The organism is Herbaspirillum sp. BH-1, from assembly GCF_002870055.1.
Lineage (GTDB): Bacteria > Pseudomonadota > Gammaproteobacteria > Burkholderiales > Burkholderiaceae_D > Herbaspirillum > Herbaspirillum frisingense.
Genome location: NZ_PKOI01000007.1, coordinates 1 through 21,381, shown reverse-complemented (window position 1 = coordinate 21,381; position 21,381 = coordinate 1). Strand labels below are relative to the sequence as shown.

General features: G+C 64.1%; 17 protein-coding genes. 7 read left to right on the top strand and 10 right to left on the bottom strand.

The genetic code is table 11. From position 1 onward, the window contains the following. Positions 1-282: 282 nt before the first annotated feature. The 4 genes from HBH1_RS11370 to HBH1_RS11355 all read right to left on the bottom strand — a co-directional run bounded on the left by HBH1_RS11370 (position 283) and on the right by HBH1_RS11355 (position 5,671). A complete protein-coding gene (locus HBH1_RS11370; RefSeq protein ID WP_102662853.1) occupies positions 283-1,485 on the bottom strand; it encodes a TIGR03364 family FAD-dependent oxidoreductase in 1,203 nt (400 codons plus the stop codon). 181 nt (positions 1,486-1,666) lie between these two features. Beyond that, positions 1,667-2,650, bottom strand: a complete 984-nt coding sequence (locus tag HBH1_RS11365; protein ID WP_369878616.1) for a putative 2-aminoethylphosphonate ABC transporter substrate-binding protein — start codon at positions 2,648-2,650, stop codon at positions 1,667-1,669. Between the two features lie 146 nt (positions 2,651-2,796). Next, positions 2,797-4,542 (bottom strand): putative 2-aminoethylphosphonate ABC transporter permease subunit, encoded by a 1,746-nt coding sequence (locus tag HBH1_RS11360; RefSeq protein ID WP_102662851.1) that lies wholly within the window; start codon positions 4,540-4,542, stop codon positions 2,797-2,799. Between the two features lie 7 nt (positions 4,543-4,549). Next, positions 4,550-5,671 carry a putative 2-aminoethylphosphonate ABC transporter ATP-binding protein gene (locus tag HBH1_RS11355; protein WP_233207588.1) on the bottom strand — a complete coding sequence of 374 codons (1,122 nt, stop codon included), beginning with the start codon at positions 5,669-5,671 and terminating at the stop codon, positions 4,550-4,552. Positions 5,672-5,958: 287 nt separating this feature from the next. On the opposite strand from HBH1_RS11355, the gene HBH1_RS11350 reads away from it, so the two are divergent. Further along, positions 5,959-6,501: a hypothetical protein gene (locus tag HBH1_RS11350; protein WP_102662850.1), complete on the top strand. Its 543-nt coding sequence runs from the start codon at positions 5,959-5,961 to the stop codon at positions 6,499-6,501. A gap of 205 nt (positions 6,502-6,706) precedes the next feature. After that, positions 6,707-8,626, top strand: coding sequence for a SurA N-terminal domain-containing protein (locus tag HBH1_RS11345; RefSeq protein WP_102662849.1), 1,920 nt, complete (start codon positions 6,707-6,709; stop codon positions 8,624-8,626). A gap of 284 nt (positions 8,627-8,910) precedes the next feature. On the opposite strand, the gene HBH1_RS24900 is transcribed toward HBH1_RS11345, so the two are convergent. After that, a complete protein-coding gene (locus tag HBH1_RS24900) occupies positions 8,911-9,090 on the bottom strand; it encodes a hypothetical protein (protein WP_146012848.1) in 180 nt (59 codons plus the stop codon). Positions 9,091-9,119: 29 nt separating this feature from the next. Between HBH1_RS24900 and HBH1_RS11340 the strand changes: the two genes are divergently transcribed. After that, positions 9,120-9,839 (top strand): glutamine amidotransferase, encoded by a 720-nt coding sequence (locus HBH1_RS11340; RefSeq protein ID WP_039876277.1) that lies wholly within the window; start codon positions 9,120-9,122, stop codon positions 9,837-9,839. A gap of 87 nt (positions 9,840-9,926) precedes the next feature. On the opposite strand, the gene HBH1_RS11335 is transcribed toward HBH1_RS11340, so the two are convergent. After that, positions 9,927-10,604, bottom strand: a complete 678-nt coding sequence (locus HBH1_RS11335) for an arylesterase (protein WP_304441878.1) — start codon at positions 10,602-10,604, stop codon at positions 9,927-9,929. On the opposite strand from HBH1_RS11335, the gene HBH1_RS11330 reads away from it, so the two are divergent. Continuing rightward, positions 10,603-11,325 (top strand): ABC transporter ATP-binding protein, encoded by a 723-nt coding sequence (locus HBH1_RS11330; RefSeq protein ID WP_039876274.1) that lies wholly within the window; start codon positions 10,603-10,605, stop codon positions 11,323-11,325. The genes HBH1_RS11335 and HBH1_RS11330 overlap by 2 nt on opposite strands. Before the next feature lie 6 nt (positions 11,326-11,331). Here the strand turns inward: HBH1_RS11330 and HBH1_RS11325 are convergent, their stop codons facing one another. Further along, positions 11,332-12,276, bottom strand: coding sequence for a DMT family transporter (locus tag HBH1_RS11325; protein ID WP_102662848.1), 945 nt, complete (start codon positions 12,274-12,276; stop codon positions 11,332-11,334). Next, a complete protein-coding gene (locus tag HBH1_RS11320) occupies positions 12,230-13,798 on the bottom strand; it encodes an NAD(P)H-hydrate dehydratase (RefSeq protein WP_102662847.1) in 1,569 nt (522 codons plus the stop codon). The genes HBH1_RS11325 and HBH1_RS11320 overlap by 47 nt, the downstream gene beginning before the upstream one ends. A gap of 375 nt (positions 13,799-14,173) precedes the next feature. Between HBH1_RS11320 and HBH1_RS11315 the strand changes: the two genes are divergently transcribed. Next, entirely contained in the window at positions 14,174-14,395 is a 222-nt protein-coding gene (locus HBH1_RS11315; RefSeq protein WP_039876271.1) for a TA system antitoxin ParD family protein, read from the top strand. After that, positions 14,395-14,682 carry a type II toxin-antitoxin system RelE/ParE family toxin gene (locus tag HBH1_RS11310; protein ID WP_199181568.1) on the top strand — a complete coding sequence of 96 codons (288 nt, stop codon included), beginning with the start codon at positions 14,395-14,397 and terminating at the stop codon, positions 14,680-14,682. Before HBH1_RS11315 ends, HBH1_RS11310 begins: the two co-directional genes overlap by 1 nt. A gap of 27 nt (positions 14,683-14,709) precedes the next feature. Here HBH1_RS11310 and HBH1_RS11305 read toward each other — a convergent pair whose 3' ends face one another. Next, a complete protein-coding gene (locus tag HBH1_RS11305; RefSeq protein ID WP_102662846.1) occupies positions 14,710-15,981 on the bottom strand; it encodes an FAD-dependent oxidoreductase in 1,272 nt (423 codons plus the stop codon). 536 nt (positions 15,982-16,517) lie between these two features. On the opposite strand from HBH1_RS11305, the gene purL reads away from it, so the two are divergent. Next, entirely contained in the window at positions 16,518-20,543 is a 4,026-nt protein-coding gene (gene purL / locus HBH1_RS11300; RefSeq protein WP_102662845.1) for a phosphoribosylformylglycinamidine synthase, read from the top strand. A 115-nt stretch (positions 20,544-20,658) separates the two neighbouring features. Here purL and HBH1_RS11295 read toward each other — a convergent pair. Next, a partial coding sequence (locus tag HBH1_RS11295) for an IS3 family transposase (RefSeq protein WP_146012847.1) occupies positions 20,659-21,381 on the bottom strand: 723 nt, incomplete at its 5' end.

Sequence of the window (21,381 nt, the reverse complement as noted above, 5' to 3'; positions counted from 1 at the left end):
TCTGGTTGCGCTGCAGCAGGCAAAGTGGCCTCTGGCAAGGCTTTGCAGGGCTGGGAGTGGCTATTGCGATGCAGCGACGATGTCAGGGGGGTCGCATCTGCCCAGGTAAGGGGTGAAGTTTTTTCTGTCAGGAACAGGCAGAAAAACCTGAAGCGAACGTCAGGGCAGGTGGAGCGGGAAGGGAAGCGGACGAGAACGCGGGGAAGGATGGCGGGCCGGTCGAAGACCGGTGGCGCGGCAGCGAGGCCGCCGCGCCGGAGAGGGATGCCGAGGGTGAAACGATCAGGCCAGCGCCGTCGCCGGTGCCGGCTGGGCAGTGGGTGTGGGCAGGCTGTCGCCTTCCAGCAAAGCCTTGACCACGCGCTCGCCCAGACCCAGGCCCACGCTCATGCCGATGCCGGTGTGCATCAGTACCACCGAGGTGTGGGCATCGATGGGCAGGGCCGAGAACGGTCCCGGTCCCTTGCTGCCGTAGACGCCTTGCCAGCGCTCGATCACCTTGACCCGGGTGGCCAGGGTGTGTTCCACCAGGCCCAGCATCAACTCATCGATCTCTTCGCTGTTGAAGGGTGGCGAATCGCTGCCGTAGTGATGCGAATCGCCCACGATCAGTTCCTGATACGGCGTGGGGCTGACCAGCAGGTGGATGCCGTGCTTGTTGAGTAGGGGCGCATTGGCCTCGATCTCGGCATGCACGGCACGCGCGGTCGGCAGGTCCGAGAAGGCGCCATAGTGGGTGCAGGACAGCCCGGTCAGCACCGCATGGGTCAGTGGCAGCGGCTCTTCGGTCTTCAGGCGCAGCATCTGCAGGCGGCACTGCTTCAGGTTCATCGGCTGCAGGCGATCGGCGAACAGGGTCAGGTAGTCGTGGCCCGAACAGACCACCACGCGCTCGGCGCGGAATTCGCCGGCCGTGGTAGACAGGCGGCCATCGGCCGTGCCATGCACCAGGGTATTGAAGCGGAAATGCACGCCCTGCGAGTGCAGGTAGGCTACCAGCGCCGGCATCGCCTCGCGGGAATACAGTTGCAGGTCTTCGGTGCCATGCAGGGCCGAACGGTGATGGCGGAAGCGGCCGTTGTAGAGGGCGTTGAGCTTGTCTCCCTCCAGCAGCGAGGCGCGGTAGTCGTACTGGCGGGCGCGCACCATCATGAATTCCTGCAGCACATCGTGCTCGGCTTCACTGCGGGCAAACAGCAGGGTGCCGGCTTCGCGGGCGCTGAAGTGGGCGCGCGCGGCCAGGTGCAGCCAGATGGCGCGGCTTTCACGCGCCAGGTCGAGCATGATGCCGGGCGGCTGGCCGGTCACCAGGCCCATGCCGAAGTTGCGCACGGAAGCGCCCAGCGGGGTGCTGGTGCGTTCGAACACGGCCACCTTGAGGCCGCGCTTGACGGCCGCATAGGCATGCGCCAGGCCGAGGATGCCGGAACCGACCACGGCCAGGTCGAAATGTTGCGGATCGTGTTCTGAGGGGGGTTGCGTCATGGGGAATGCTCCATCGGATACGTTTGCGAGATGTCGTGTTGCCTGTTGTGGCCGGACGCTCTGACGGCGCCCTGTGATCCTCTCCGCGCGCCGTCGCAGGCGGGCTGCGACGGCGGGGTGCTACCTAGGTCTTAGGCCTCAAGGCTTGAGGCCTTGTTGCGGCGTACTTGTTGCAGCGTACTTATTGCTTCTTTTCCGACTTGCTTTCGTAGCGCTTGCTCCACTCGGTCAGGATGCGGTCGCGCTGGGTGCTGGCCCAGGTGAAGTCGTTCTTGATCAGGCGCTTTTCGTAGTCGGCCGGCAGCAGTTCGTCCGGCTTGGCCACGCCCGGGATGGCGACCACGGCGAAGTTCTTTTCATACAGGGCCATGGCTTCCTTGCTGGCGGAGAAATCGGCCAGCTTCTTGGCTGCTTCCAGGTGCTTGCTGCCCTTGACGATGGCGGTGGCTTCGATGTCCCAGCCCAGGCCTTCGGCCGGCAGGATCACGTCGATGGGCGCGCCTTCCTTCTTGGTCTTCACGGCGCGGTACTCAAAGGCGATACCGATCGGGAATTCACCAGTGGCCGCCTGCTTGCAGGGCTTGGAGCCGGAGTGGGTGTACTGGCCGATGTTCTTGTGCAGGGCGTCCATGTAGGCCCAGCCCTTGTCTTCGCCCATCATCTGCAGCCAGGCCGAGACGTCCAGGTAGCCGGTGCCGGAGGACGCCGGATTGGGCATGACGATCTTGCCGGCATAGACCGGCTTGGTCAGGTCGGCCCAGGAAGTGGGCTTGGGCAGGCCCTGCTTTTGGGCTTCCACGGTGTTGAAGCAGATGGCCGAGGCCCACACGTCCATGCCGACCCAGGCCGGCGGATTGGCGGCGCTGCGGTACTTGCCGTCGATGGCCGACAGGCCTTGCGGTGCGTACGGGGTCAGCATGCCTTCCTTGTCCAGCAGGGCCAGGCTGGTGGCGGCCAGGCCCCAGATCACATCGGCCTGCGGGTTGGCCTTTTCAGCCAGCAGCTTGGCGGTGACGATGCCGGTGGAGTCGCGCACCCACTTGATTTCGATGTCCGGGTTGACCTTCTGGAAGGCGGCCTGGTAGGCCTTGATTTGATCGGCTTCGAGGGCGGTGTAGACGGTCAGCGTGGTGGCCGCGTGCACGGCCGGTGCCGCCAACAGCATGCCGGCGCCGATCACCGATGCGAGCAGGGAAAACAGCTTGGTTTTTTTCATGATGGCCTTCGTCTGTGAATGGCTAGGTTGAAAAAGCGTCGGAAACGCGAGGGTAAAAAAGTGCGAGGGTAAAAGCGGACAAGGGGAGAACCCGGTCAGTGGGCGCGTCCACGACGCCAGGCCTGGGCACGCGCCAGCCAGCGGCTGCCGGCCAGGTGCATCAGCAGCGCGGCGGCGGCCGAGGTCAGCAGGATCAGGGTGGACATGGCGGCGGCTGGGCCGACATCGCCGGCATCATCCATGTTCAGCACCGCCACCGAGGCCAGTACGGTGTCCGGGCGGTACAGGAAGATCACTGCGGACACCGTCGTCATCGAGGAGACGAACAGGTAGCGGAAGATCTCCAGCATCTGCGGCAGGCACAGCGGCACGGTGACCCGGATAAAGGTCTTCAGCAGCGGCACCTTCAGCGACAGCGAGGCCGCCTCGAATTCCGGATCGAGCTGCTTGAGGGCGGTGACGGCCGTGAGGTGGGCCGTGGTGTAGAAGTGCACGATGGAGCAGAGCACCAGCAAGCTCATCGTCCCGTACAGGAAGTTGAACGGATTGGCCGGATGGTTGAAGAACAGCAGGCTGCCCAGGCCCAGCACCAGTCCCGGCACCGCCATCGGCAGGAAGCACAGCATGCGCAGCAGCGCGGATAGCGGCGCCTGGCCCCGGGTCTTTTCCATCAGCCAGGCGCCGCTGAAGATCACCACGGTGCCGACCACGCTGGTGCCGCAGGCCAGTTTCAGGCTGTTGAAATAGGCCAGCCAGCCACCGCCATCCATGTTGTCGAAGTCGTAGTGCTGCAGCGTCAGTTGCAGGTTGTAGGGCCACAGCTTGACCAGCGAGGCGCCCATGGCCACCACGATCATCATCAGGATGGCGGCGGCGATCAAGGCCACCGCCAGCAGGTTCACGCCGTCACGCCGCCAGTCGGGGCGCGGCACATAGACTTCCGAGCGGCTGCTCATGTTGGCGCGCTGGCGGCGCTGCAGCCAGCCGTCCAGGGCGAAGGTCAGCAGGGCCGGCACCAGCAGCAGCAAGCCGATCAGCGCACCGCGCCCGAACTGCTGCTGGCCGACCACCGCCTTGTAGGCTTCCACCGCCAGCACGCTGTAGGCGCCGCCGGTGATCTTGGGCACGCCGAAGTCGGTGATGGTGAGCGTGAAGACCAGACACAGCGCGCCGAAGATGCCATAGCGCGTGGCCGGCAGGGTGACCGTGCGGAAGATGCGCCAGCGCGAGGCGTCCATGGCATGGGCGGCGTCGTAGAGGCGTCCGTCGGCCTGCGACAGGGCCGACAGGAGAATCATCATGGCATGCGGAAAGGTGTAGAACACTTCACCCAGCAAGATGCCCCAGAAGCCATAGATGCTACCGTCCATCCATTCCTTGAACAGCCCCTGGTTGCCAAACAGGTAGATCAGCGCGATGCCCGGCAGCAGTGACGGCGCCAGCAGCGGCAACAGGCCGATCCCGCGCCACAGGCCCTTGAAGGGGATGCCCGTACGCTGCAGGGCATAGGCGAAGACATAGGCCAGCGGCACCGTGACCACGGCGGTCATGGCCGAGACCCAGAGGCTGCGCCCCAGCATGGGCAGGAAATTGATGTTGGCGAAGAGTGCCATCAGCGGCGCCGCACCGGCCCAGCTGCCATCGGGCTGCAGCACCGCCTGCGCCAGGATGAAGAGCAACGGCCCACCCAGGCCGATCAGCAGCACGGCCAGTAATAGCCATTTCAGTCCGGCCAGCAGGCCCTGGCTGCGATCGACCGTGCTCATGGGCAGGGCCGGGGCGGGCTGTACGGATGGTTCGATCGCCATGGCGGACGAAGAAAGGGAGGAGGGCAGGCTCATCGCAGATTCAGGCAAACACCTGCAGGGCCTGGCGCGGCAGGGCCACCCATAGGCCGTCGTTGGCGGGCAGGGCGGCCAGGCGTTCATGGGCCTGGTCGCTCACATCGGCCAGCAGGGTCTGGCCGGGCAGCGCGTCGGCAGCCAGTGCCAGGCGGTAGCGGTTACCCAGATAGATGCGGTCGGTCACCCGCGCCTGGAAACGGTTGGCGGTGGCGTCGGTGGCAAACAGTTCGACCGATTCCGGGCGGCAGAACAGGCGGCCGCTGGGCAGTTCCGCTTCCTCGGCCTGAATTTCCAGGCGCAGCGCTCCCACCGCGACCTGTGAGCCGGAGATGCGGGTAAAGGGCAGCCAGTTGGCATGGCCGATGAAGTCGGCCACGAAGGGCGTGGCCGGGCGCCGGTAGATCTCGGCCGGCGTGCCGAACTGTTCGATGCGACCGTGCTGCATCACGGCGATGCGGTCGGCCATGACCATGGCTTCTTCCTGATCGTGGGTGACCATCAGGGTGGTGATGCCGAACTGCTTTTGCAGGCGGCGGATTTCCAGTTGCAGGTGTTCGCGCACCTGGGCATCCAGGGCCGACAGCGGTTCGTCCAGCAGCAGCAGGGACGGCGACGGCGCCAGTGCGCGGGCCAGTGCCACACGCTGTTGCTGCCCGCCGGAGAGCTGGCCGGGATACTTGGCCTGGCTGCCGCCCAGGCCGACCATGTCCAGCATGGCCGCGACCCGATCCCGGCGTGCCTCACGCTTCATGCCGGTGAGGCCGTAGGCGACGTTATCGGCCACCGTCAGGTTGGGAAACAGGGCATAGGACTGGAACAGGATGCCGTAATCGCGCGCCTGGGGCGGCAAGTGGGAGATATCGCGTCCGCCGGCGTGGAGCTGGCCGGCGTCCTGGCGTTCCAGCCCGGCGATGGTGCGCAGCAGGGTGGTCTTGCCGCATCCGGACGGCCCCAGCAGGCAGACCATCTCGCCACGACGCACTTCCAGCGATACCCGATCCAGCGCGATGAAGGCGCCGAAGCGCTTTTCGATGCCCTGCACGGTCAGGAAGCCGGTCTCGCTGTGTTCCTGCGGGTCCTGGCAGGGCGGCAGCGCCAGCGCGGCGGAAGAAGGATTGTGCATCATCTCGGAAGTGGTCTCGCTAGCTCGCGTTGTTGCCCAAACGCAGCGCCCGTGCGGAGTTGCGGGGCGCAGCCGGGGGTGGAAGGCATGCGGATGGTACGGTGAAAATATGACTGCTGGATGACACCCCCTGCTGCAATAGCGGACCAGAATCCTTGCTATAGATTGAAGCTATGGATGCCCGCCCGCACTCCCGGGAGCAGGGAATCGGCACGGCGATTTGCGGTCCAATCCTTCATTGACGAGCGGCATTGAGTGAATCAAGATCGTTCATCTGAGAGGAGACCAGAATGAATACATGCACCAGGCCGGCGCGGCTGCCGACCTCGCCCCGGCAGTTGGTCAGGCGCTTGGCCATCTCGGGCGTGGGCGTGGCGGCCATGCTGGCCGCCTGCTCGGCCCCGGAAAGTACCCAGGAAACCCGTGACGAGCTGGCGCGCACCCTCATCGAGCAAAAGAAGACCACCGAAGACGGTACCTCTACCGCGACCACCGTGGATGGCTACAAGGTCGACCTGGCCAAGCGCATTTCCCAGGTCAACTTCACCAGTGTCTATGTGGAAAGGCCGCAGGCGCTGCTGCGCTCGGTGATCGTGATCAAGTACATCGTCGATGGGGATGGCAATCTGGTCAAAAGTGAAATCCTGCGCAGCAATCGCGACAAGCACGCCGAAGCCAGCGCCCTGGGCAGCCTGAAGACGGCCGCACCCTTTCCCAAACCGCCACCGGCGCTGTTGAAGCAGGGTCGTATCGAACTGTCGGAGAGTTGGCTGTTCAATAATGACGGCCGTTTCCAGCTGCGCAGCGTGGCCTTGGCCCAGATGGACCGCTAGGGGGCGGCAGGGCCGCAAAGATGCCTCAGGGCATTGGCATGTGTATAATGTCGCGCGAGCACGACGGTGTGCGTTGTGCGTCCCGGGCCCAAGGGCCTGCGCCGGATCAGGGCGAACGCGAGTTCGCCCTTTTTATTATCCGCGGACGCCCGGCGGCAGTCCTCGCTGACCTTCATTGACCAGATCGTTTATTGATTGGCTATTCATGTTTGATTTCATTCGTACTCACCAGCGCCTGATGCAGTTCCTGCTGCTGCTGTTCATCTTCCCGTCGTTCGCCTTCTTCGGCCTGGAGGGCTACAGCCGCCTGACCGACGACAGCGGCGTGGCCAAGGTGGCCGGCCAGACCATCACCAAGGAAGAATGGGACGCCGCGCACCGCCAGCAACTGGAGCGCATGCGCCAGGTGTACGGCAACCAGTTCGATAGCAAGATCTTCGATAGCCCGCAGGCGCGTCGCGCCATCCTGGACAACCTGATCGCCCAGCGCGCCCTGGGCGCCGAAGTGGTGGCCAACAAGCTGGTGGTGCCGGACCAGGTGCTGCAGCAGAGCATCCTGCAGATCCCCGGCCTGACCAAGCCGGACGGCAGCTTCGACAATGAACAGTATCGCGTGCTGCTGGCCGCCCAGGGCATGACGCCCAAGGGCTACGAAGCCGGCCTGCGCCGTGAAATGGCCGTGCAGCAGTTGAACGCCGCCATCCAGAGCACCGCCTTCGCGCCCCGGACCGTGGCCGAGAACCTGTCGAACCTGAACGATCAGGAACGCACGGTGCAGATGCTCAACTTCAAGCCGGACAGCTATGCCGCCCAGGTCAAGGTGAGCGACGACATGCTCAAGGCCTACTATGACAAGAACGGCGCCCGCTTCGAGACCCCGGAGCAGGCCGACATCGAATACGTGGTGCTGGACGCTGCCGCCGTGGCCGCCCAGGCTGCCGTCACCGACGACGACATCAAGGCTTACTACGAGCAGAACCAGAAGCAGTACGCTACCGAAGAACAGCGTCGTGCCAGCCACATCCTGATCACCGTCAAGAAGGACGCGCCGGCAGCCGAGAAGGCCGCTGCCAAGGCCAAGGCCGAAGGCCTGGTGGTGCAACTGCGCAAGAACCCGGGCGACTTCGCCAAGCTGGCCAAGGCCAACTCGCAGGACCCCGGTTCGGCTGAAAACGGTGGCGACCTGGGCTACTTTGCCAAGGGCGCCATGGTCAAACCCTTCGAAGATGCCGCCTTCAGCCTCAAGCAGGGTGAGATCAGCGATCCGGTGGAATCCGACTTCGGCTATCACGTGATCGAAGTGACCGGCATCAAGCCGGCCGCCGTCAAGCCGCTGGAATCGGTCAAGGCCGAGATCGGCGCCGAGATCAAGAAGCAGATCGCCGCCAAGAAGTATTCGGAAATGGCCGACCAGTTCAACAACCTGGTCTATGAAAACGGCGACAGCCTCAAGGCCGTCTCCGACAAGCTCAAGCTGAAGATCCAGACCGCCACCGGCGTGACCCGTGCGCCCAACCCGGCCGCTGGCCCGCTGCCGTACAACAATGCCAAGTTCCTGACGGCGTTGTTTACCGACGACGTGATCAAGGCCAAGCACAATACCGAAGCCGTGCAGACTGCCCCCAATACCCTGGTGGCCGGCCGCATGACCAGCTACAAGCCGGTGGCCAAGCGTCCGTTCGAGGAGGTCAAGGCCGATGTGCAAAAGGCCGTGCTGCAGCAGGAAGAACAGGCACTGGCGGTCAAGGCCGGCCAGGAACGCCTGGCACAGCTGCAGGCCAAGGATGACGCCACCGGTTTCAGCGATGCCAAGGTGGTCTCGCGCGTGAAATCCGACGGCTGGACCCAGGAAGCCTTCAATGCCGTCATGAAGGCCGATACCGCCAAGCTGCCGGCCTACGTCGGCGCCGAGACGCAGGGCCTGGGTTACCAGATCTACCGCGTCACCAAGGTGGAACAACCCAAGACCGTCGACACCGCCCGCCGCAAGGCCGAGCAGGAACAGATCGTGGCCGCCTTGTCGCAACAGGAAGCCCTGGCTTACCTGGACTACCTGCGCGAGAAGGCCAAGACCAAGCTGCTCAAGGGGGCCGCTGCAGTCAGCGCGGATGACGCCGCTAAGTAAGCTGGCGTGACCCGCGACGGGGCATGCGCGCACCGGGATCGTGAATCGGCGCGCAGCCCCGCCCAGTTCAGGGGAGTTGTCGGCATGTCTGCCACAATTTACTAAAATATTTACCGAGGCCGCTTTTCCAGCGGCCTTTTTTGTTTCATCATGGACACCGGCGCAGCCTGCATGCGGGATGTACAGGAGGGGGATGCACAAAAGAGCAGGGTTCGGGGATGGACCTTTTTCTGTTTTTGTCCCTCGGGATTTGGTCGGATCTTGTCAATCCTGGTCAGTCCCGGTCAGTTTTCACTCAGCAAGAAAATGCACATATTGTGCTGATGAAGTGAAAATAATGTCATCCGCATGCCATCTTGCGCCGTTTTTGGAATAAACGGCTGCCGTAAAGTTGTCGCTGCCTCCAGTCGAAGTTCGAAGGCATCGCTCGGTGTATTTCCCACAAGGAATGCTTCCGATGCCATGTTTTGCCCTGAATACCGACCACGTTTTTATGCCTGCCCCAGTCCTGATCATCCAAACCGGCGATGCCAATCCTGCCCTCAAGACCAACTATGGTGGTTATGCCGACCAGATAGGTTGCGCCGCCGGTCTGTGCCACACCGAAATCGAAGTCGTCACCGTCTATGAAGGGGAGCGCCCGTCCTGCCCGCGCAGCTACCGGGCCGTCTTCATCACCGGTTCGCCGGCCATGGTGACCGACAAGGAAGACTGGAGCGAGCGCACCGCCGAATGGATCCGCGACGCCGCCGACCTGGATACGCCGATGTTCGGCATCTGCTACGGCCACCAGCTGCTGACCCATGCCTTCGGCGGTGAAGTCGGCTACAACCCGGCCGGCCGGGCCGCTGGCACCATGCACGTGGAAACGCTGGAATGCTGCCGTCAGGATGAATTGCTGGGCGTGCTGCCGGAGGCCTTCCCGGCGCACATGCTGCACATGCAGTCGGTGCTGCGGCCGCCCAAGGACGCCATCGTCATGGCCCGTTCGCCGATGGACCCGCACCACGTGATCAAGCACAAGCACAACGTCTACTCGACCCAGTTCCACCCGGAATTTTCGCCCGAGTTCGTGCGCGCCCACCTGCGCTACTACACCGACATCTACCGCGGCTGCGGCATCGACGCCCAGGCCCTGTGCGAAAAGGTCAGTGCAACCCCGCAATCGACCGGGCTGCTGCGCCGTTTCCTGGACCTGTACGCGCGCCATTGAGGTGTAGCTGTCCGGTCTTCTCCTGGATGAACGAAGCCCCTGGCGCCAGTGACGGCGGCAGGGGCTTCGGCTTTCAGGGCGGGGGATTTACTTCTTGCCCAGCAGCGGCTTCAGGTGTGGCCAGACATTGTCCAGCAGCCTGGGCTGGGCTTGTTCATTGGGGTGGATGCGGTCAGCCTGGAACAGCGACAGGTCGGCGGCAATGCCCTCGAAGAAGAACGGTACCAGCGCCACCTTGTTGGCCTTGGCCAGGTCCTGGTACATCGCGGCGAAACGGCGCGTGTAGTCCGGGCCGTAATTGGGCGGAATCTGCATGCCGATCAGCAGCACCTTGGCCTTTTGTTGGCGGGCCAGGTCGATCATGGCCTGCAGGTTGTCCTGGCTGGTCTTGAGCGGCAGGCCGCGCAGCGCGTCGTTGGCGCCCAGTTCGATCACCAGGATTTCCGGCTCGTGCTGCGCCATCAGCGCCGGCAGGCGATTGCGCCCGCCGATGGTGGTGTCGCCGCTGATGCTGGCATTGACCACCCGCAGTTCCGATTTGTCCTGCTGCAGCCGTTGCTGCAACAGCCCGGTCCAGCCGGTGCCGCGTTGCAGGCCATATTCGGCCGACAGGCTGTCACCGAGCACGAGCAGGTTTTTTGGGGCAGAATAAGCGCTCGCCGTCGCCAGCACCAGGGCGACGCCCGCCAGTAGCCGCAGCAGCCAGTCCAGTACGCTGGCGCGCGCCGCGCCCCTCCCGGCCCCCCTTGCCTGATTGCCCTGCATGCCTGCTTCCCTTCCCGATACTGATACCGATACCGCACAATCCGCCGTCGTTGCAGCCATTGAAGTCCTTCAGTTATCCAAACATGTTGCCGATGTCGCCGCGCCCGGTGGGCGTTTGACTATCTTAAGCGACATCGATTTTACCGTGGCCGCCGGTACCACGGTGGCCATCGTCGGCGCCTCCGGCTCCGGCAAGTCCACCTTGCTGGGCCTGCTGGCTGGACTGGATACCCCCAGCGAAGGTTCCGTGCGGCTCGATGGCGAAGACATCTACGCCCTCGATGAAGATGGCCGGGCGTTGCTGCGCAAGCGCAAGCTGGGCTTCGTGTTCCAGTCATTCCAGTTGCTCGGGCACTTGAACGCCCTGGAAAACGTGATGCTGCCGCTGGAGCTGCGTGGCGACGGCCAGGCCCGCGCCAAGGCCGAGCAGATGCTGGGCCGGGTCGGCCTGGGCAGCCGCCTGAAGCACTATCCCAAGTACCTCTCCGGGGGCGAGCAGCAGCGCGTGGCCCTGGCCCGCGCCTTCGTCACCGAACCGCCGCTGCTGTTCGCCGACGAGCCCACCGGCAGCCTGGATGCGGCCACCGGTGAATCGGTCATCCAGTTGATGTTTGAACTGAACCGCGAACGCGGTTCCACCCTGGTGCTGGTCACCCACGACAACGGCATCGCCGCGCGCTGTGAGCGCACCCTGACCATCGCGGCCGGACGCCTGCTCTGAACCTGCTCAGACCGCTTCCATCGGATCGGCCGGCGGCAGCGGATGGGCGCGCTTGTGCTCGATATAGGCGATGCCGATCCCGCTGGCGCAGATGATGGCGATGCCCAGCACCGTGATGCTGTCGGGGAATTGCCCGAACACCAGCCAGCCCATGCCCGAGGCCGAGATGATCTGGGCATAGAAGAAGGGCGTCAGCACCGAGGCTTCGGTATGCCGGTAGGCGGTGTTCTGCAGGAAGTGGCCGATGGTGCTGGTAATGCCGGTAGAGACCAGAATCGCCAGTTCGATGGCTGTCGGCGTATGGGCGCTCCAGAAGAAAGGCACCATCAGCGTCGACAGCACGCTGCCCACCAGCGCCCCGTAGAACAACGTCACCATGGGATTGTCGGCCTGGCTGGCCTTACGGTTGAGGATGGACATGAATGCCATCGTCAGCGCCGACACCAGCCCCAGCGCCACCCCGTGTGGCGGAATGTCGCCACTGGGGCGGATCACGATCAACATGCCCGTAAAACCCACCAGCACCGCGATCCAGCGCGAGAGATAGCTGCGTTCGCCCAGCAGCCAGGGGGAGATCGCCAGCACGATCAAGGGTGCGCAGAAATTCATCGCCGTCCCTTCAGCCAGCGGCACGATCTTCAGGACCGAAAAGAAGATCAGCGTCGACGCCAGCAGCAGCGCACCGCGCCCCAGTTGCAGGCCGAGCCGGTTGGAGCGCAGGATGCTGCGCCCGTGCCGGCGCTGGTACAGCGGCGCCAGGGTCACGGCCATGAACAGCAGATTGATGGTGTAGCGCATCCAGGCAATCATCACCACGTGGTAGCCGGCCAGGGCCAGCAGCTTGCCGGCGGTATCCAGCAGCGACAGCGTCCACAGCCCGGCGATGAGAAACAGGATGCCCAGTTTATGGCTGGGGGCGATGCGGGGATGCGGCAGGACGGCGCTGGACATGGTCTCGGATGATCTGGTTGAACACCGCCCGGATGGCGGGAATGAATTCGCTTGCGGTCAGCCCCACCGGGCCCAGCCCTGCACCCACCAGCTGGTCGGCGGCGGCGCCGTGGATCCAGGTGGCGGCCAGGGCGGCGGCGCGGGTCGGCCAGCCTTGCGCCAGCAGCGCACCACACAGGCCCGAGAGCACGTCGCCGGTGCCAGCAGTGGAAAGGGCCGGGTTGCCGCTGGGGTTGATGAGGATTTCGCCATCGGGGAAGGCGATCACCGTCCCCGCGCCCTTGAGCACGGTGATGGCGTTGAACTGGCGGGCCAGCAGGCGCGCTGCCTGCGGACGGTCCTGCTGGATCTGCTGGGTGCTGCTGTCGAGCAGGCGGGCCGCTTCCAGCGGGTGGGGCGTGATGATGCTGGTGATCTCGGCACCGGCCTGGTGGCGTCGGTGCAGCTTGTGCTGCAGGGACGGTTCGGCCGAGATCAGGTTCAGGGCATCGGCATCGATGACGATGTCGGCCTCGCTGTCCAGCGCGCGCGCCAGGATGTCATGGGCATGGCGCGAGGTACCCATGCCGGGGCCGATCACCAGCGCCGCGCTGGCGCCGAACTCGACCCGGTCGGCCAGGCGGAACATCAGTTCCGGGTGCTTGTCGTCATAGGCCGGACCTTCGTCGACGAAGGCCACATAGACCCGCCCGGCACCGCTGAAGGCCGCCGTGCGCGCAGCCAGCACCGGCGCACCGGCCATGCCGCGTGCACCACCCACCACGATGACATCGCCATAGCTGCCCTTGTGGCTGTTGTTGGCACGCGGCTTGAGCGCGGTGGCGAAGCATTGTGGTCCGTTGAGGAAGGCGCGGGCTGGCGGGAAATGGCTATCGTCGATCTCCAGCGGTTCCAGCACGATATGGCCGCTATGGTCGCTGCCGTCACAGGTGTGCAGACCTGGCTTGTCGGAGATGAAGGTAATGGTATGGGTGGCCTGCACGGCCAGCCCCTCACGTCCGCCGACGATGCTGCCGGTATCGGCATTCAGGCCGCTGGGGACATCGATGGACAGCACCGGACAGCGCAGGCTGTTGATGTAGTCGATGATGGGTCGGAGCCTGGGACCGGGTGGGCGCGTCAGGCCGATGCCGAACAGGCCGTCGATCACCAGGGCCCAGGACTGGGCGCGCAAGGCGGTGTCGCTCAGATCGTCGATGAACTGGATTTCGGCTTCGCGCACGCGGGCCAGTGCGCGCCGCGCATCTTCCGGCTGGCGGCTTTCGTCGGCATGCAACTGCACGCTGACTTCGATCCCCGCTTCTTCGAGCAGGCAGGCCGCCTCCAGCGCGTCGCCGCCATTGTTGCCGGGGCCGGCCAGCACCAGCACCGCCGGCGAGGAGACCGTGGCCGAGCACAGCAACTGCTGCGCCTGCTCGGCAATGGCGGCGCCAGCGCGTTGCATCAGGGTGTAAGGGGGCAGGGCGGACAGGGCCTCTTGTTCGACTTGGCGGATCTCGGCAACGGAGTGGAGCGCGCTCATGATCGTGGTCGCTGGTGCATTCGTTGGACAGCTGGATGGATGAAGTGAAGCTCAGGCAGGGCGCAGCAGTGCCACGAAGGGCAGCTTGCGTCGGCCGTCAGGCAGGATGCCGGCGCAACGGTGTCGATTTTAAGTGAATTAGGGGCTTGGCGCAGAACCGTCTCAGATGAAATAAATCGGCGCGCTCAAATGAGGCCCGGTCGTCGTGACTGATGCGCTGGCCAGAGCATCGTAAAAAACGGGCTTGATGGCTGGATCTGGGGTGGGTGACTCTGTGTCATGCCTTGCTGCAGAGGATGGCTTGGCTGGGGTTGCAAAAGGTTGCAAAGGGTTGCATAGTGATGCACGGTAAACCCCTGATATCAAGGAGCTGACATGGCAATTGCAATGAAACTTTCGGATGAGCTGGTCGATATGGCGAAGCCTCGCGCAGCCGCTGAACACCGCTCTGTGCCAAAGCAGATTGAATACTGGGCGCGTCTGGGCAAGGCCGTCGAAGACAATCCCGATCTGCCGGTTCAGTTCATCAAAAGCACCTTGGTGGCGGTGGCGGAGGCTGATGCCGGCCAACTTTCCGAATATCGCTTTGGGGTGTGATGGTGTTGAGCATTCTCGGCACCCCCTCGTTTGATCGTGTCGTCAAGAGACTGCACGCGAGAGACAAAAAGGTGGTTGACCAGGCCGTCATGGCGATTGCCACCGATCCAGCCATCGGCGTAGAAAAAAAGGGCGATCTGGCAGGGGTATTCGTCTACAAGTTCAAGATCAACAAGCAAGAAACCTTGCTGGCGTATCGCTTGCAGCCGAACAAGAAGAGCCCGCAGGAAGTGGTATTGCTGAGCCTCGGCTCGCATGAAAATTTCTACGACGCCATGAAGCGCTAAAAAGCGCTAAACCTCGTTCTGGCGCGGTCAGCCCAGCAGATCGCGCGGCAGCAGTCCGTCGGTCGGGATTTCCGGTTCCTCGCCGGCCATCAGGTCGCTCAGCAGGCGTGCCGAGCCCACCGTGGCGGCCCAGCCCGTGGCGCCGTGACCGACGTTGACGAAGACATTGCCCTGCCGCGTCGGACCCAGTACCGGCAGGCCATGCGGCAGCAGGGCCATGGTATTGCTCCAGAAATGGGCCTGGTTGTAGTTGGCGGCATTGGGGTAGTAGTCACCGGCGATCTTGAGCAGGTTGCGCAGGGCCTTGGGCGGCAGCGTCTGCGAGGGCGGTACGAAGCCCAGCAGGCCACTGATGCGGATGCGTCCGCCCAGTCGTGTCATGGCAACCTTGTAGCTGTCGTCGTAGAGCGCCATGCTGGGCGCATCGTCCGGATTCTTGACCGGCACCAGCGCCGAATAGCTTTGCAGCGCCCGCAAAGGGAGCACCGTGTCCAGCGGCTGCAGCAACCGGGCGCTGGACATGCCGGCGGCTACCACCACGGCGTCGACCTGCATGTGCGAGGCCAGGTGGGGTGACTCCAGCAGCAAGGACACGCGGCCGCCGAAGTCGGCGCTCAAGGTCCGGACGGTGGAATCGAAATGGAAGCTCACCCCCAGCTCCTGCGCGGCATTACGCATCTGCTTGGCAAACAGCACGCAATTGCCGGCCATGTCGTCGGGATAGTAGAGCGCGCCGGCCAGCTTGGCTTCCGAGGAAAAGGCCGGCTCCAGGGTGCGGATCGCCGCCGCATCCAGGGCCTGGTGCTTGAACTCGCATTGCCGGGCGGCTTCCTGCAGGTGGGGCATGCGCGCCGCCTCGGCCGGCTGGCGGAACAGGTGCAGCACACCGTTGCCGTTTTCGTGCTCCATGTTGTGGTGCGCCTGCAATTGCAGGGTCAGGCCCTGGCCGTAGGCCGACAGGCGCGACAGTCGCAGCTTGTTCTCGGCGAACTCGTGCTGTTGGGCCTGGCGCGTCTGGCGCATCCAGCGGCGCCGGCCGAAGTCGGCACCCGGAGCCAGCAGCACCCGTGGCTCATCCTGGAAACGGCAGGCAAAGGTGGCCATGGCGCCCGGCAGGGTCAGGGGCATGGCGGCCCCCGGCGCCAGCAGGCCGGAGTCGCCGAAGGTGGCTTCCTCGGCCACGTGCGCGCGGCGCTCGATGACGGCCACCTGATAGCCCTTGGCGGCCAGGAAGTAGGCGCTGCAAATCCCTGAAAGTCCCCCGCCGATGACGGCGATCTGTCGATGTGTGCTGTTCACTCTGTTCGTCTTGGAAGCGGCCGGGCCGCTGTGGTCATGGTCATCGGTTCTGCATGCTGGTGTGCCGCGGGCTGCCTGCCGCGCCACGTGGCCTGATCGCGCAGTGGCTGCAGGCCGTTTCCGATGCGGGCCGAATGATACCGCGAAATTTCCTTGTCGTTCGGATATTGCCGCAAAGCCACATTCTGGCCATCACCATAGGACAATCTGCTCACTTCCCAGGACAACGCACGGCACCGGGCGACCGATGACACGGATGTCCCCAGATGTCCCCATGGGCAGCCGACGAGACCCGGGAGGTCGTCGGCTAGCGCAGCCAACTGCTCGCTTTGCCTGGGACGGGGACCGGCGTCCACTGTATAATGCCGGCTCTGCCAGCAAACGCGCGCACGATCCATCAGTCCGCCGTACCCGAAACTGCACGTTTTTACCTAGTGCGGTGCAACATCCGAGGGTGCGGCCGGTGTCGGTGGACCGGTCCCTGCCGCGATGCTGCGACGGTTTTCCCGATTCAAGCTAACTGCCTCGACCTCGCCATGCTGATCCTGCCGGGCTCCAATGCCCTTTCCGCTTTCCGTACCCAACGCCTTTTGACCCAATTGCAAGCAGTGGACGCCGCCATTACCGGCGTATCCGGCCGCTACCTGCACTTCGTCGATGCTCAGCAGGCATTGACCCAGGAGGATGAGGCACGCCTGAACGGCCTGCTGACCTACGGCGATCCCTTCAACGGCAGCGACGAGGGCGATGCCTTCGTGGTGATCCCGCGTTTCGGCACCATTTCGCCGTGGGCCAGCAAGGCCACCGACATCGTGCGCAACTGCGGCATGAGCCACATCCACCGGGTCGAGCGCGGCATCATCTTCCGCGTACAGGTCAAGACCGGTCTGCTGGGCGGCGCCAAGAAGCTCAACGAAGCCAGCCTGCCGGCCGTGGCCGCGCTGCTGCATGACCGCATGACCGAGGCCGTGCTGCGCGATCCGCAGGAAGCGGCCGGCCTGTTCTCCGAACTGCAGGCCCGTCCGCTGGAGAGCGTGGATGTCATCGGCGGTGGCCGTGCCGCCCTGGAAGCAGCCAATACCGAACTGGGCCTGGCCCTGTCGGATGACGAGATCGATTACCTGGTGGCGGCCTTCACCAAGGCGCAGCGCAATCCGACCGATGTCGAACTGATGATGTTCGCCCAGGCCAACAGCGAGCACTGCCGCCACAAGATCTTCAATGCCGACTGGACCATCGACGGCCAGGTGCAGGACAAGTCCCTGTTCGGCATGATCCGCAACACCCACCAGCTGGCGCCCAAGGGCACCGTGGTGGCGTATTCGGACAATTCTTCCGTCATCGAGGGCGCCAGCATCTCGCGCTTCTACCAGCGCGGCGCCACCAAGGGCAACGTCTACGAAGCTTCGGAAGAGCTGACCCACATCCTGATGAAGGTGGAAACCCACAACCACCCGACCGCGATCTCGCCGTTCCCTGGTGCCTCCACCGGTGCCGGCGGTGAAATCCGCGACGAAGGCGCGACCGGCCGTGGCGCCAAGCCCAAGGCCGGCCTGACCGGTTTCACCGTCTCCAACCTGATGGTGACCCACGCCGTGCAGCCCTGGGAAAACGCCCGTGACGTGGCCCAGCCGGCTGCCGAGCGCGACGCCCACGCCCAGGGTGGTATCTACGGCAAGCCCGAGCGCATCGCCTCGCCGCTGCAGATCATGATCGACGGCCCGCTGGGTGGCGCGGCCTTCAATAATGAATTCGGCCGTCCCAACCTGGGCGGCTACTTCCGTACCTACGAACAGAACGTGGGCGGCCAGGTGATGGGTTACCACAAGCCCATCATGATCGCCGGCGGCATGGGCAACATCTCGGCCAAACACACCAGGAAGAACGACCTGCCGGTGGGCAGCCTGCTGATCCAGCTGGGTGGCCCCGGCATGCGCATCGGCATGGGCGGCGGCGCCGCCTCCTCGATGGCCACCGGCGTGAACACCGCCGACCTGGACTTCGACTCGGTCCAGCGTGGCAACCCGGAAATGGAGCGTCGCGCCCAGGAAGTCATCAACGCCTGCTGGGCGCTGGGTGACGAGAACCCCATCCAGTCCATCCACGACGTGGGTGCGGGCGGCCTGTCCAACGCCTTCCCGGAAATCACCAACGACGCCAAGCGCGGCGCTCTGTTCGACCTGCGCAAGGTACCGCTGGAAGAAAGCGGCCTGGCTCCGCGCGAGATCTGGAGCAACGAGTCCCAGGAACGCTACGTGCTGGCCATCCTGCCGGAACACCTGGATCTCTTCAAATACCTGTGCGAGCGCGAGCGCGCGCCCTTCGCCGTGGTCGGTACCGCCACCGAAGAGCGCCAGTTGAAGGTGATCGACCCCGAACACAACAACAGCCCCGTGGACATGCCCATGGACGTGCTGCTGGGCAAGCCACCCAAGATGCACCGCGATGTGCAGCACGTCGAGAAGCAACTGCCGCCGGTGGACCTGACCGGCATGGACCTGGTGGAAGTGGCCCAGCGCGTGCTGCGCCTGCCGGCCGTGGCCGACAAGTCCTTCCTGATCACCATCGGTGACCGTAGCGTGGGCGCCATGACCGTGCGTGACCAGATGGTCGGTCCCTGGCAGGTGCCGGTGGCTGACGTGGCCGTGACCGCCATGGGCCTGGAAGGTTATCGCGGCGAGGCCATGGCCATGGGCGAGCGCACTCCGCTGGCCGTGATCGACGCCCCGGCCTCGGGCCGTATGGCTGTCGGCGAAGCCATCACCAACATCGCCGCCGCCCCGATCGCCGAGATCGGCGACATCAAGTTGTCGGCCAACTGGATGGCAGCCTGCGGCCAGCCCGGCCAGGATGCCGCCCTGTTCGACACCGTCAAGGCCGTCGGCATGGAGCTGTGCCCGGCGCTGGGCGTGTCCATCCCCGTGGGCAAGGACTCGCTGTCCATGCGCAGCACCTGGAGCGACGAAGAGGGCGCCAAGTCGGTGACCTCGCCGGTGTCGCTGATCGTCTCCTCGTTCGCCCCGGTGACCGATGTGCGCCGCGTGCTCACGCCGCAGCTGCGCAAGGACAAGGGCGAGACCGTCCTGATCCTGATCGACCTGGGCCGCGGCAAGAACCGCATGGGCGCCTCGGCCCTGACGCAAGTCATGCAGCAGATCGGCAACGAGACCCCGGACGTGGATAGCGCCGAAGACCTCAAGGCCTTCTTCAACGCCATCCAGCAACTGAATTCGGAAGACCGCCTGTTGGCCTACCACGACCGTTCCGACGGCGGCCTGTACGGCACCCTGGTGGAAATGGCCTTTGCCGGCCACACCGGCATCTCGGTCAACCTGGATATCCTGACCATGGAAGCCGGGCACGCCGCCGACTGGGGCGATTCCAAGAACTGGACCACGCAAGTGGCCGAGCGCCGCAATGAACTGACCCTGCGCGCGCTGTTCAGCGAAGAACTGGGTGCCGTGATCCAGGTCCCGGCGGAACAGAAGTCGGACGTCATGAACGTGCTGCGCAGCTACAACCTGGGCGCCTGCAGCCATATCATCGGCAAGCCCAATGACCGCGACGTGGTCGAGTTCATGCGCGACGCCAAGAACATCTACAGCCAGCCGCGTGCCGAGCTGCACCGCACCTGGAGCGAGACCAGCTGGCGCATCGCCCGCCTGCGCGACAACCCGGCCTGTGCCGATGCCGAATACGAGCGCCTGCTGGACGCCGCCGACCCCGGCATGACGCCCAAGCTGAGCTTCGACCCGCAGGAAGACATCGCCGCACCCTACCTGTCGCTGGGGGCTGCTGCCCGTCCCAAGGTCGCCATCCTGCGCGAGCAGGGCGTGAACTCGCACATCGAGACCGCCTATGCCATGCACAAGGCCGGCTTCACCGCCGTGGACGTGCACATGAGCGACCTGATCGCCAACCGCGCCAAGCTGGATGACTTCAAGGGCTTCATCGCCGTCGGCGGCTTCTCCTATGGTGACGTGCTGGGTGCCGGCGAAGGCTGGGCCAAGACCATCCTGTTCAATGCCCAGCTGGCCGAGCAGTTCTCGCGCTTCTTCCAGCGCCAGGACACCTTCTCGCTGGGGATCTGCAACGGCTGCCAGATGATGAGCAACCTGAAGTCCATGATCCCGGGTGCCGAAGCCTGGCCCAAGTTCACCCGCAACAAGTCCGAGCAGTTCGAGGCGCGTTTCGTGATGGTGGAAGTGGCCGATTCGCCGTCCATCTTCATGCAGGGCATGGCCGGCACCCAGGCGCCGATCGCCACCGCCCACGGCGAAGGTTTTGCCGACTTCTCGCAGACCGGCGACATCGACAAGGCCATCATCGCCATGCGCTACGTCGACCATCGCGGCGCCGCCACCGAAGCCTATCCGTTCAACCCGAACGGCTCGCCCCAGGGCATCACCTCGGTGACCACCCCGGACGGCCGCTTCACGGTCCTGATGCCGCACGCCGAACGCGTGTTCCGCACCGTGACCCAGTCCTGGCACCCGGATACCTGGGGCGAGGATTCGCCGTGGATGCGCATGTTCCGTAATGCGCGCAAGTGGGTGAATTAATATTTCTCAGCAATGCTGAGAAAAGAGAAGTCCACTCTGGTATAGAGCCGCAAGAAGAAACCCCATGTTTTCGGACATTGAACTGACCCCATAAAGTTGGACGGTCAATAGCCGGTTAAGGCCTCAAGGACTGAGTTCTGTATTGCACAGGGCTCAGTCCTTTTAATTTGCTCTTGATGCGGTGGTGGTTGTAGTAGTGCATGTACTTGCGTAACTCGATCTGTAACTGCTCGATGCTGGAGAAGCGAGTCAGGTAAAAACACTCCGACTTGAGCGTGCCGAAGAAGCTTTCCATGGCCGCATTATCCAGGCAATTCCCTCTGCGCGACATGCTCTGCGTAATGCCGTTTTCGGCCAAGGTGCGCCGGTAAGCGTGCATCTGATATTGCCATCCCTGATCCGAGTGCAGCATGGGGCGATGTGGCCCTTTCAAGGTCGAGATGGCCTTCTTGAGCATGCCGTCGACCATCTGGAACTGGGGTGAACGACTCGTCTGATACGACACGATCTCGCCGTTGTACAAGTCCATGACAGGCGACAGATAGAGCTTCTCTCCACCGACTTTGAATTCAGTGACATCCGTTACCCACTTCTCTCCGAACCGCTCTGCCTTGAATTTTCTTTGAAGCAAGTTCTCGACCTGTGCGTGCCCAGGGCCGCGATACGACCTGTATTTCTTCGGCCTCACCACCGACTTCAAGCCCAATTGGCTCATCAGGCGCTGCACCGTCTTGTGATTGATCAGTTGGCCGGCCTGCTTGAGCGTGTCCGTAACACGGCGGTAGCCATACCTGCCTTTATGCCGATCATAGATCTTGCGGATGCGCGATTTCACGGC